Genomic DNA, 13,313 nt, shown 5'->3' on the forward strand with positions numbered 1-13,313 from the left:
TGAAATCAGAACTGCCAGTCGAGTGTCAGGCCGACACCGTGGTCTTTCTCGTTGGAGCCCAGCAGTCCGTTGTAATCCAGGCTCACCCGCACATCCCGCGCCACCGCCAGACCGGCCCGCGCCCCGACAACGGCGGCGTTTCGATCCAGTGACACGCTCTGCACGCTGAACCCGGTGTTGCCGTTCACGAAGGCCAGGTGATCTTCGGAACGGGTGTTGCTCAGGTTGTGCTGCCAGCCCAGAGTGCCGGACAGTTCCAGCTGCTGTTTGTCCGACAGCGCAATGGCTTTGCTCGCCCGCACACCGAGGGTCGAGAGCACGGCGTCACGGTTGTCTTCACCACCCTTGAGCGCTGCGGCATCACCCTTCTCGGTGAAGCTGTCACTGTTGAGGTGCACGTAAGCCAGGTTGGCGAACGGTTCCAGTGCCAGTGGTTGCAGGTCCAGGCGATACGCGGCTTCGGTGAACAGTTGCGCAGTGGTCGCATCGCGTTTGGATTTCTGTTTGCCGCTGACGTCCCCGAACTGCAGGTCACGCTTCACGTCGATGCGATGCCAGCTGTAAGCGCCGCCGACGCTCAAGCGCAGTGCATCGATTTCATGGCCCAGGTAGGCGCCCAAGTGGTAGCTGTCGACGGAGGCTGATGAATGCGTGCCATCGCCCATGCTCAACGAACTGTCGCTATAACCGGTGACGAAACCCAGCCGCGTATCTTCAGTGATCAGACCGTCGACACCGGCCAGCAAGCCGCCGATGGAGCTGTTGGAACTGGCGTTGTCATGCCCGCCATCGCTCTTGCCCCAGGCGCCGAGGACTTTGACCCAGGCGTTGCTGCGGTCATCGGTCGGTGCCGCAGCATCGAACAGGTCACGCTCACGCAGGCGTTCGCCGACGGCATCGCGCAGATAACGGCTGTCGTTGATCAGCAACGTGCCGATCGCCGGATGAATCTCACCGGACAGTTGCTGGAAGGCTTGTTGCGCGACGGCGGCGGTCGGCGACAGCAGCAGGGTTTCATAGAGCGGATTGCCCGCGCCCAGTTGCTCGGCGGCGGCGGCGACAGCGCGTTGGTTCGGGGTTTGGCCGACGCTGGCGAAGGACGCTGCGTTGCGCTCGACCGCCAGTTGGATGCCAGTGGCCGAGTAGTCGAGCGCGCCGCCGATGAACAGGTAGTTCGGCAGGACTGCGCCAAACCGCCCTTCGATGCCGCCGGCCGCTTGCAAAATGTTGTATTGAGTGCCAAGCAGCGATTGCACTTCGCGGGTGGTCAGCAAGGTCGGGCTGTTTTCCAGTGACAGGCTGACGGTCGCGCCGTCGATCACGGCTTTACCACCCGCGATGATTTGGTCGCTGCTGGTGGGCGACAGTTCCACGGCGTAAGTCGAGCCGGGTTCGAAGACCACGTCGCCTGCAACCTGCAAAGTGCCGATGGAGTTACCGGGCGCCACGGTGCCACCGCTTTTAGCAGTCAGCGCACTGATGCGGCCGTTACCGCCGAGAATCCCGCTTTCATTGACGGTGACCGCCGAGAGCAGCGAGCCGTTGATGGCCAATCGACCCTGATTGACCAGCGTCGGGCCGGCGTAGGTGTTGGCGCCGGTCAGCACCAGCGTGCCGATGCCTTGCTTGGTCAGGCCGCCATGGCCGGAAATGTCGTTGCGCCAGACATCGAGTCCGCAATGCACGTCGTTGCACACGCGTTCGGTCGGTTTGCCCGCATCGATAATCGCGCCGATGCCCGGCAAGTCCGCGACAAACTGGCTGGAACCGTAGGCGCCCTGGATGCGGAACTCTTCGGGAATGTCTTGCTCAGTGACGAACATCGCCGGGCCATCGATGCCTTTGCGCAGGTTGATCATGCCCCAGCCGTACAACGCGTCGACACCCGGTGCGCCCATGTCGGTGGCTGTGGTGCGCAGTACGCTGGCGACCTGCGTGCCGGTCATGTATGGAAAGCGCTCCATCAGTACTGCCACCGCGCCCGCGACGTGCGGCGCAGCCATTGAGGTGCCGTTTTTGTTGGCATAGCCGACGGTCATGTTATCGGCATTGGTGCCGCCGATCACCGCACTGAAAATCTTGCTGCCCGGTGCGGACACGCAAAAACTCGCGGTGTAGCCGCAGCGCGACGAGAAGGTGCTGATGTTGTAGAGGTCTGGACTGTTGAGGTCCGGGTTCTTCTGCAAGGCCGCGACGGTCATCCAGTTCGGTGCGATTTCCGGGACGAAATAGCCCAGGCCGGCGATGGCGTCCGGGTTGTTCAGGTTGTAGTCGTTGCCGGCGGCGAAGATCGTCACGATGCCGCTGCGCGCCGCCGCGATGGCACCGTCATAGGCGCCGCCCTGGCGTGTGCCGAGGATGGGCTGGATCTGATTGAACTGCAGTCGTGCGTCCTGCACGGTGAAATGCGGATACGCCGGGTCGCGCCCGCCCAGGTCGAAGCGATCGGTGATGCCGATGCCCCAACTGTTGTTGATGATCCGTGCACCGCTGGCGATCAACGCATCCCAACCGGCCTTATACACCGCGCCATCGTTGCCGAGGATGATGCCGTCTTCAGGGCCCGGGTCGCCGTTGTCGGCGCTGATGATTTGCGCGTTGTACGCCACGCCGTGCATCGGGTTGCCGTCACGGCTGCCCGCCGCTATGCCGCCGACGTGAGTGCCGTGGGAACCGAGCTTGCCGTCGGAACCGACCGAGGGTGAACCATCGTACAGAAACGCATCGCCGGCTTTGACCGGGATGTACGGGTCGGTGTATTCGCGGATGCCGCGGGTGACCAGGGTGATCACTTTGTTGGCACCGGAAAACTCCGGATGCTGGGCGTACACCGGTTGATCGAAGATGCCCAGTTTCACGCCTTTGCCGGTGTAACCGGCGGCGTAGGCGTCCTGCGCGTTGATGGCGCCAAGGCCCCAGTCGGCGTTGAATTCAGCGCTGCGCCAGCTGTTGGGATCGCCTGCTCGACCGTTTTCCACGTAGGGTGCCGCGTGTGCGGTGCCTACTGAGGCCAGTGCGCAAAGCAGGGCGCGGTTGAGTGCTTTCAAGGCGAATAGGTTGTTGTTTTTAACATTCATCCAGCGACCATCCTTAGTTGTATTGCCAAAATCCCTGTGGCGAGGGAGCTTGCTCCCGCTCGGCTGCGCAGCAGTCGCAAAATCGGCTGGTGCGTTTTGTCTGTAAAATTACCGCTGCCTGTTTTGGGGCGGCTTCGCCACCCAACGGGAGCAAGCTCCCTCGCCACATTTGTTATTTGCCACGTCCGTTGTTTGTGTTTTTAAAACTGCCAATTGAGGCTCAGCCCTACGCCATGGCTTTTTTCGCGGCTGGCCAGTTGGCCGGTGTAATCGAGGTTCACGCGAACATCCCGGCTCAAGGCCAGGCTGGCATGGGCGCCCACCAGCGCCGCATCACGCACCATTGGCGAACCCTCTACCGAGAACGCGGTGCTGCCGCTGGCAAATGCCAGGTGCTCTTCGGCATCGGTATTGCTCAGGTTGTGCTGCCAGCCGAGACTCCCTCCCAGCTCAAGCTGCTGCTGACCGGACAGGTTCACGGTTTTCAACGCGCGCACGCCCAAGGTGCTGAGCACTGCATCCCGCGTGTCGCCACTGCTTTTCAGTGCGGCACCATCACCTTTCTCAGTGAAACCTTCGGTGTCGAGGTGCACGTAGGCCAGGTTGGCGAAGGGTTCGAGCGCCAGCGGTTGTAGGTTCAGGCGATACGCCGCTTCGCCGAACACCTGGGTGGAGCCGGCATCGACCTTGGATTTCTGTTTGGCGCTGACGTCGCCGTATTGCAGGTCACGTTTGACGTCGGCGCGATGCCAGCTGTAAGCACCGCCGGCACTCAGGCGCCAGGCCCCCAGCTCGCGGCCGGCATAAGCGCCCAGGTGATAACTGTCGACCTTGGCCGATGAATGAGTGCCCGAGCCCATGCTCACCGAACTGTCGCTGTAGCCGGTGACCAGACCGATCCGGGTTTGCTCATCAATTGCGCCATCGACACCGGCGAGCAAGCCGCCAATCGAGGTGGTGTAACCGGCGGTGTCATGGCGGTCATCAGTCTTGCCCCAGGCGCCCAGCGCTTTGATCCAGCCATTGCTTTGAGCGGCTTTGGCGTCAACCAGGCGCTCGCCGACTGCGTCACGCAGGTAACGACTGTCATTGATCAGTACCGAGCCCAGCGCCGGATAGATTTCCCCCGACAACTGCTGGAATGCTTGCTGTGCGGATGTTGCGGTGGGCGACAGCAGCAGACTTTCATAAACCGGATTACCCGCTCCGAGCCCTTCCACGGCGGACGCGACGGCACGCTGGTTCGGCGTCTGGCCGACGCTGGCGAACGTCGTATCGTTGCGCTCCACGCTCAGTTGAATGCCGGTGGCGGCGTAATCGAGGCTGCCGCCAATGAACAGATAATTGGGCAGCACCGCGCCGAATTGACCTTGAATACCGCCGGCCGCTTGCAGGATGTTGTATTGATGACCGAGCAGGCTTTGCACTTGTTGAGTGCTGAGCAAGGCCGGGCTGTTTTCCAGCGACAGGCTGACCGTCGCGCCGCTGACCGTGGCCGTACCGCCCGCGACGATGCGGTCGCTGTCGGTCGGCGACAGCTCCACCGCGTAGGTCGAACCGGGGGCAAACGTCACGTCGCCGGCGACCTGCAAGGTGCCGATGGAATTGCCTGGCGCGACGGTCGCACCGCGATTGGCCGTGAGTGCGTCGACTCGACCCGACCCGCCCAGCGTGCCGCTGTCATTGACGGTCACACTGGATGCCAGCGAACCGTTGACCGAGAGCAAACCGCCATTGACCGTGGTCGGCCCGCGATAGCTATTGTCACCGGTCAGCATCAAGCGTCCGGCCCCGGACTTGATCAGGCTGCCTTCGTAGACCCGGTCGGCAGCAGCTGAATCCCGAGCCATGCCGACCGCGTAATCCGTCTGATCCTGCTGACTCGCGCCGGTTGGCACACCGTATTGCCAACCTTTGGTGCTCAAGGTCTGCTGCCAGGCACTGCGTTCGGCGGCGTCTTCGCTCTGGCGCTGGATCAGAGCGTTGTCCGTGATGTCATTGCTCCAGACATCGCTCTGCCCAGCCCCCAGATTGGCGTCGAAGCGCCCGAGCAATTGCCCCGGCCCGCGCATCGCTCGTTCAAGGTTGGCGACGCCCCAGCCAACGCGGGTATTGGGCGCCTGAGTGACAGAGCCGTCGAGTTGGGTGGCGGTGGTCAGCAGCGTTTCGAGCGCCTGCTGGTTAGTCATGTAGGGATAGCGTTCCATCACCAGTGCCAGGGCACCGGTGGCATGTGGCGCGGACATGGAGGTGCCGGACTTGATCGCATAACCGCCGTCGGGAATGGTGCTGTCGATCCTCGCGCCGGGCGTGGTGATGCACCAGTACCTGGCGATGCCGCACTGGTTGTACTTCTGCTGGTTGCCTTGATCCAGCCCCGACACCGCCAGCCAGTGACCTTCGAGGTCCGGCTGGAAATACGGCAGCGCCGAACGCACGCTGGCGTTGGGGTAGCCGCTGTTGCCGGCGCTGAACACGTTGATTACGCCGCGCCGGGAAACGTCAGCCGCCGCATCGATCCAGGTACCTTTGTTCCAGTGCTGCGCGTAAGCGGCGTGCAGATCGTCGAGGGTGCGATAGCTGACGTCCGGTGGCTGGCTGCCCCAACTGTTATTGATCGCCCGCACGCCAGCGTCGGCCAACGCGTTGTAGACCGCTTTGAAGTAGCGCGGATCAGGATTGGGACCGAACAGAAAGCTGTCGTTCTTGTTGGTGTTGCCGACATAGACCTGCGCGTTGTACGCCACGCCGTGCATGCCGGTGCCATCGCGGGACGCACCGATCGTGCCGGCGACATGGGTGCCGTGGGAGTCGTTGTTGGCGTTGAGTTTGCCATCGACATTGAACAGCGAGCCGTCGACGTAACTGCCGCTGGCGAGCACCGCGTGGTAACGGTCGGTGGCGAATTCAGGGTGAGACGCATCGAAGCCTGAATCGAGCTCGCCGATTTTCACGCCTTTGCCGGTGATGCCGGCGGCGTAGGCTTGGTCGGCCTGCATGCGGGCCAATCCCCAGTCACGCTGGAATTCTGCGGTACGCCAACTGGCGGCATCACCCCAGGTGCCGGTTTCCTGATAAAACGCCTGGGCCGAGCCGGGCGCTACTGAAATCCAGAGCAACAGCGTGCCGACCGACATCGGCTTGATCTGTACGTCCATGTTCATCACTTCTCGCTTTTTTGGCGTTTTTAGAATTCTGGTTGCCCCTTCCAAGGGGCTGTGTTCGTGTGTTGTCTTCTTCAGGTTGTCACTGTTCCCGTGGCGATGGAGCTCGCTCCCGTTCGGTTGCGCAGCAACCGCCGTCAAGGGCCGCTTCGCCCGAACGCGGACCGGCCCAGCGGGAGCACGCTCCCTCGCCACAGGGGGGCGTCAGGAAATCATTGGGTCCTTGGGCCCTGGCCGAACGCTTCGTCCACCTTGGCCAGATCCTGCTCGCTCAAGGTTCCGGCGTAGTAATGCAACTTGGTCCACGCCATCAAGTAGTCATACCTTGCCTGCGCCAAATCCCGGCGGGTGGTAAATAGTTGTTGTTCGGCGTTCAGTGCATCCAGGTTGACGCGCTCACCGCCCAGAATGCTTTGTCTGGTCGAGACCACCAGCGCTTCGGCCGACTTCAGGGCTTTCTGATAGGCCCGCAGTTTGTTCACTCCTGACAGGCAGGCACTGAACTGTCGACGCAGCTCGATCAGGGTTTCCCGGGTCTTGCCATCCAGTTCGTACTCGGCCTGTTCCATGGTGCGGCTGGCCTGACGCGTCGATGCCGAAACCCCGCCGCCGGCATACAGCGGCACGCTGACTTCAATGCCGACGGTGTTGGTGTCGTAGCGCTGGTTGTAGGTGTTGCCGCTTTCCGATTCGTTCTGGCGCACCGAGGCGTACGCACTGACTTTCGGCAGGTGCCCGGCGCGATTGCGTTCGACTTCATAACGCGCTACTTCCACGGCCTGGCGCTGCGAGGCCAGGTTCGGGTTGTTGGCCACGGCCATCTCGTGCCAGGTCTCGTAGTTGGCCGGCTGCAAGCTAAAGGTCTGAAAATTCTGGTCCAGCGGCGCCAGGTCCGTGATGTCGACGGCCGGCACACCAATCAGTGCACCCAGTTCGCGCAAGGACGCATCCTGCTCGTTGCGCGCCTCGATTTCCTCAGCGGTGGCCAGTTCGTAACGGGACTCGGCCTCAAGAATATCGGTGCGCGTGCCCTCCCCCTGGCGGAACATCTGCTCGTTCTGCTGGAACTGCTGTTCGAAGGCTTTCTTCTTGGCCAGCGCGATGTCGATCTGATCCTGGGCAAACAACGCCTTGGTGTAGTTTTCCAGCACGCGGACCAGCAACTCCTGGCTCTTGCCGCGGAAGGCTTCGTCAGCAAACAACGATTGCGCCACACCTTTGCGATACGCCGCGTAGGCTTCGTAATCGAGCAACGGTTGCTGCAGGGTCAGGGTCGAGCCGTAACTGCTGTAGTTGCGGTCCTCCGTGAAGTCCGGCCGCCCTTCATTGATTTGGGTGACCTTGGAGGTATTGCGGCCCTTGTTGTAGTTGTAACCAATCCTGGGCAACAGCCCGGCACGGCCAATGATGCGGTTTTCAAGACCGGCATCGCGTTCCTTCATTGCGCCAAGGAACACCGGGTCATTGCGCAACGCTTGCTCGTAGATCTCGAACGGCCCCATGGTGGCCATCGCACTGTTGCACGTCAGCAGCGCCAGGGTTGCCGCGAGCATTGAAAGCTTATTCATACAGCCGAACATCCTTATTCCTCGGTCAACGCGGAGCCTGCCCGGTCGAGCAGCGGTTTGAACAGATAGTTGAGGAGTGAACGTTCACCGGTACGCACGAACATTTCCGCCGGCATGCCGGGCTTGATCACCAGGCCATGGAGTTTTTCCATGGCCTGATCGCTGACGCTGCTGCGCAGCACGTAGTACGGCGCGCCGGTTTTTTCGTCGACCATCTGGTCGGCGGAGATCAGGCTGACTTCGCCCGGCACCCGGGGTGTACGGCTCTGGTTGAACGCGGTGAACAGGATGTCCACCGGCAAGTGAGTCCCGACCTTGTCGATCAGGTTGATCGGCAGGTGCCCTTCCACCTCCAGGCGAGTGCCTTGAGGCACGATCTCCAGCAAGGTTTCGCCCTGACGGACCACCGCACCTTCCGTGTGAACCCCGAGGTTTACCGCAATGCCGTCGGCGGTGGCGATAATTTCGCTGTGTTGCAGGTCGAATCCGGCGGAAGTCAGTTGCTCTTCCAGCGTCACGCTTTTGAGTTGCGCGTCGGCCAGTTGCGTGCGGACCTCCTTCTGGTATTCCTCGATGTGCTGTTGCAGCTTCAGGCGCGACTCGAGAATGCCCTGTTCGACCCGGCCGCTTTCGCCGCTGTTTTCCGCCAGTTGCTGCTGCACCTGCGACAGTTGCCGCTGGTACTCCATCAAGCGGTTGCGAGGGATATAGCCGTTGTCCGCCAGCGGCTGCAGATTGCTCAGTTGTTGTTGCAAGGAGCTGGACTGAGCCGTCAGGTCCGTCCGCGCGCGGCGCATGCCCGCCAGTTGCGCACTGGCGCCTTCGATGCTGGCGCGCAGGGCTGCCTGCTCGCGGGAAAACGCTTCGCGGCGGCTGCTGAACAATTGCCGCTGGCCTTCCAGCACCAAGGCCAGGCGTGGGTCGGGATCGTTGCTCAGTTCAGCCGGGAAATTCACCTGCTTGAGGTTGTCCCGCTCGCTCTGCCAACGCGCCAGGCTGGCCCAGGCCATGCGGTATTGCGCTTGCAACGATTGCACGTCGGCCGCGACCTGGGTCTGGTCGAGCTGGAACAGCGGCTGGCCCTGTTTCACCACTTGACCTTCGCGCACCAGAATCCGGCTGACCACGCCGTTGCTCATCGATTGCACGGCTTTACGCTTGCCGGACACCACGACCGTGCCTTGCACCGGAATGCCTTGGTCGAGCGGCGCAAGGCTGGCCCAGGTGAAGAAACTGCCGGCGCCGACGATCGCCAGGATCCAGCCCATGCGGGAAAAGAAACGCGCATCGCGCTCGGGGCGTTCGGCGACGTAATCGTGTTCCATCGTCGCTTCGTTTTCAGTGTTCATGCGAGCGCTGCTCATACACCCGAATTCCTTGTCGTGGGCTGATACTGGCGACTCATGCTGAGCCCGCCCGGTGTTTGCGGGGTATTTTCACGTTGCTGTGGCTGGGCGCCTGACTGATTACCGGCAAGCGCCTTGAGCACTTCCTGGCTGGGGCCGAAAGCCTGCAAACGACCTTCGTTGAGCACCAGCAGTTTGTCGGCCTGGGCCAATGCGGAAGAACGATGAGTCACCAGAATCACGCTGGTGCCCTGGGCTTTCATCTGCGCGATGGCGCCGGCCAGTGCCGCTTCGCCTACGGTGTCGAGGTTGGAATTGGGTTCATCCAGCACCACCAGGCTTGGCTTGCCGTACAGCGCACGGGCCAATGCCACCCGTTGTTTCTGGCCGCCGGACAAGCCGCTGCCGTCCTCGCCGAGCACCGTGTCGTAGCCCTGCGGCATGCGCAGGATCAATTCATGGACGCCCGCCTGTTGCGCGGCTTCAACCACTTTTTGTGGATCCGACTCGCGGAAACGGGCGATGTTTTCGGCGATGCTGCCGCTGAACAATTCGATGTCCTGCGGCAAGTAGCCGATGTACGGACCGAGGTCGTCGCGGTTCCAGCGATGAATGTCCGCGCCGTCGAGCCGCACGGTGCCGCCGAGGGTTGGCCAGACGCCGACCAGCACCCGGGCCAGCGTCGATTTGCCGGAGCCGGAGGCGCCGAGCACGCCCAATACCTCACCGGCACCCAGGCTGAAATTGACCATGTGCAGGGTCGCCGCGCGTTGCCCCGGTGGGCCGGCGCTGACTTGTTCGAAGGTGATCTGACCTTTCGGCGCTGGCAGCGCCATGGGCTCGTCACTCGGTGGAAAGGCTTGCAGCAGCGAATCAAGACGACGGTACGCGAGCTTGGCGCCGCTCCACTGTTTCCAGACCGCGATCAGTTGATCGATGGGGCTCAGCACGCGGCCCATGAGAATGGAACCGGCAATCATCATCCCGGCAGTCATGTCACCCTTGATCACCAGCAACGCGCCCAGGCCCAGAACCAGCGATTGCAGGCACAGACGCAAGGTCTTGCTCAGGGAACTGATGATGGCGCCGGTGTCGCTGGCCTGATTCTGCAGGCCGAGGAATCGCGAATGCACCTGGAACCAGCGCTTGCGCAACACACCGAGCATGCCCATCGCCTGAATGGTTTCGGCGTTGTGCAGGTGACTGGTGGCCAGTTGGCTGGACTTCTGGGAAAACCCGGCGGCTTCGCCCAAGGGCTTTTTGGTCATCGCCTCGTTGAGGCAAGCGAGGCCGATCAGCACAAGCGCACCCACGGTCGCGAACACACCGAGCCAGACGTTGAACAGGTAGATCACAAAGAGGTAGACCGGGAACCACGGCGCGTCGAAGAACGCGAACAGCGCGGGACCGGTGACGAATTGGCGAATGTGGGTCAAGTCCCCAAGGGACTGCCCCGCGTTACCCTCACCCTTGAGCAGGTTGCGCTCGAACGCGGCTTGATAGACCCGCAGGTTGAAACGGCGCTCCAGTTGGCTGCCGATGCGGATGACGATGAAGCTGCGCACGATCTCGAGCAAACCGATGAACGCGAAAAATCCAACCACCATCAGCGACAGCATGGCCAGGGTGGTTTCGTTTTGCGAAGACAGCACACGGTCATAGACCTGGAGCATGTAAATCGACGGAACCAGCATCAATACGTTAATTAACGCGGTGAAACAGCCGACGCTGATCAGGATGCTTTTATAGTCGCCCAGTGCCTTGAATAACGGTGCGGTGGCTGGGGGCTTCGCCATCTTCATTGATTTTTCCTGAGATGATATTCCTCGCCCTGTTTTGGCGAGGTTCAATTAACTGTCCGCACACGGGTCGAGACATTCTTTGTCCATTAACGCTTACAAATGAATAACAACTTTTCAGGCTATATAAAAAGTTCGGCTATTGATTTGTCGCCTATAACGGTAACTGAGGGCTTTATATTCAACAGTGACGTCGGTTCAGCACTTTTTGCTTAAGGCGCAACGCGCTCCAGCGTAATGATCAGTCCCGACTTCAATGTGCTTTGATAAAGCCCTTCATGCTGTCGGCTGAAAAACGCAATTCTTGAGCCTTCGTTGCCAGTGAATGCGATGCCGTCCGGCTCCGGGAACCAGCCAATCACCGTCTTTTGCAGCCAGGCACCGAGGCAGTCAGCGCCTTCGCCCAGAGTCTGGTTCGCTTCGAGCTCAATGACGCAAACGTTCGATGGCTTATCCTGCAACGCCTGCGACTCGGGCAGGTCCGACCTGGCTTTCAGGGTGGCCTGCCATTTTCCGGCGAGTTCCGAGGGGTCCGCTAATTTCAGGCTGCTTGCCATGGCTACATCTCCAAGAAACATCATCAGCGTCGCCAACAGCCACGCGGTCGTTCTGTAGGTAAAGGCGTTATGGGTCATAGGACTTTCAACTCCGGCGTGTAGCCTTACGCACAGTGCGCATCGATGCAAGGACAGAGCGCGACGCAGCAATCGTCGCACTCCTTTAAGCCTTGAATCAGGCCACGATGTCCGAGAACGCCGCCTGGCCAACGGTGCTGACCAGGAAATCAGCCACGCCGTGCCCGGAGAAGTCCACCGACAACAGGCTGTTACCGCCCGATGTGGTCAACACTGCATCACCTACCGCACCGGTGAACGAACTCACGAAGTGCAGGCCTGCGCCTTTGGTAATGCCTGTCAGGTCAATCTTGTCCAGGCCGCTGACAAAATCGAGGATCTGGTCGGCTACACCCGGCTTGGAGTCGCTGCTGGCCGCGAACACAAAAGTGTCCGAGCCAGTACCGCCCCACAGCTTGTCCGCCCCGCCCGCGCCGTAGATCAGGTCGTTACCGGCCCCGCCCTTCAGCTCGTTGGACACACCATTACCAATCAGCAGGTCGTTACCCGAACCGCCAATCGCGTTCTCGATGGTTGCACCCTTGGCAATGGAGACGTTACCCACCAGGCCACCAACATCGGAGAACGAGGCTTCATTGAGATTGATCTTCTGGTTTTGGGTAAAACCGGAGAAGTCCAGCGTGTCCTTGCCACCCGCATCCCACACCGAGAACACAACCTTGTCCGACGACGAAGACGCGCTCAGGAAATCGCGACCGGCGTTGGAGTTGAAACCGTAGGTGGTGTCACCGGTACGGGTGGTGGTGTTGGCACCGTAGAGCTTCTGGATGGCTGCAATGTCGTCCAGCAGCGGGCCGGACGCATACGCTTCGACGCCGGCCTTGCTGAAGTTCTGGTCGGTATTGCTTTCACTCCAGTAGCTCATGAGGCTGTAACCGCGAGTGTCTTCCGCGTAGGTTGCGTCGTTGTAACTCGGCGCGCCTTCACCGGCGTTGTAATCACCGGGATGGGCCAGGCCCAGGCTGTGACCGATTTCGTGGGTCAGGGTTTGACGACCGTAGTTGTTCAGGTCCGGCGTCTTGTTTGGCGTGTAGCTGCTGTTGGTCAGGTACCAGGAAGTACCGTCATAACCGGCACCGGTCCCAGGCAGGTAGGCGAATGCCGCTGCGCCATCCTGGCCGCCGCTGTAGTTACCGAAGGTCATGTGACCGTCGCCGCCCGTGGCCTTCTCGGTGAAGGTTACATTGGCCACATCGGCCCAGGACTGCATGGCGAGCACGGCCTGGGCTTTCTGTTGGGAGCTGAACTGACTGAAGCCGGTAATTCCGTGCTTGTTCATGGTGCTCGACGACGCCGAGGTCAGGAACGTGTAGGTCAGTTCGATTTTGCCACTGCCATCCTTGTCCTGGTAGGCAGCACCGTCACGCAGCAACTGGGTCGCTGCCTCGTCGACGGAGTAGGAGGGTTTGCCATTGACCGTGAGATTGCCACCCCGGTCATATTGATGGCTGAAGCTGTCGATCTGGTTGTATGCAGAACTGGGCGCAGCCAATGCCTGCGAGGGGGCAAAGGCTTGTTCTGCAAGAGCAACAGCGTTGTCTTTTACATTCGACATAAACACACTTCCTTGTTTAGCAATGGAACAGTTTTTGTCAGATAGCGACAATCTCTGGCGAGATCGTCCTATCACTCGCCCAATGAAGGCGAAAGAAAACTGACACAATTCGAAATCAAACGTCTACATTTTTTTTGACGTCAAATTGTGCAACTCCAGCAAGTACCCG

7 protein-coding genes are annotated in these 13,313 nt (G+C 60.9%); all 7 read right to left on the reverse strand.

The genetic code is table 11. From position 1 onward, the window contains the following. Positions 1-5: 5 nt before the first annotated feature. On the reverse strand, positions 6-3,077 hold the full coding sequence (locus tag ACRC4F_RS15440; protein WP_438660095.1) for an autotransporter domain-containing protein: 3,072 nt from the start codon (positions 3,075-3,077) through the stop codon (positions 6-8). Positions 3,078-3,277: 200 nt separating this feature from the next. After that, positions 3,278-6,235: an autotransporter serine peptidase EprS gene (gene eprS, locus ACRC4F_RS15445; RefSeq protein WP_438660140.1), complete on the reverse strand. Its 2,958-nt coding sequence runs from the start codon at positions 6,233-6,235 to the stop codon at positions 3,278-3,280. A gap of 218 nt (positions 6,236-6,453) precedes the next feature. Continuing rightward, on the reverse strand, positions 6,454-7,821 hold the full coding sequence (locus tag ACRC4F_RS15450) for a TolC family outer membrane protein (RefSeq protein ID WP_438660096.1): 1,368 nt from the start codon (positions 7,819-7,821) through the stop codon (positions 6,454-6,456). Positions 7,822-7,823: 2 nt separating this feature from the next. Continuing rightward, positions 7,824-9,173: an HlyD family type I secretion periplasmic adaptor subunit gene (locus tag ACRC4F_RS15455; RefSeq protein ID WP_438660097.1), complete on the reverse strand. Its 1,350-nt coding sequence runs from the start codon at positions 9,171-9,173 to the stop codon at positions 7,824-7,826. Further along, positions 9,170-10,957: a type I secretion system permease/ATPase gene (locus ACRC4F_RS15460; protein ID WP_438660098.1), complete on the reverse strand. Its 1,788-nt coding sequence runs from the start codon at positions 10,955-10,957 to the stop codon at positions 9,170-9,172. Before ACRC4F_RS15460 ends, ACRC4F_RS15455 begins: the two co-directional genes overlap by 4 nt. A gap of 209 nt (positions 10,958-11,166) precedes the next feature. Further along, on the reverse strand, positions 11,167-11,589 hold the full coding sequence (locus tag ACRC4F_RS15465; protein ID WP_438660099.1) for an AprI/Inh family metalloprotease inhibitor: 423 nt from the start codon (positions 11,587-11,589) through the stop codon (positions 11,167-11,169). Between the two features lie 97 nt (positions 11,590-11,686). Beyond that, positions 11,687-13,144 carry a serralysin family metalloprotease gene (locus ACRC4F_RS15470; RefSeq protein ID WP_438660100.1) on the reverse strand — a complete coding sequence of 486 codons (1,458 nt, stop codon included), beginning with the start codon at positions 13,142-13,144 and terminating at the stop codon, positions 11,687-11,689. Between the last annotated feature and the right edge of the window lie 169 nt (positions 13,145-13,313).

This window comes from Pseudomonas sp., assembly GCF_051660785.1.
Classification (GTDB): domain Bacteria; phylum Pseudomonadota; class Gammaproteobacteria; order Pseudomonadales; family Pseudomonadaceae; genus Aquipseudomonas.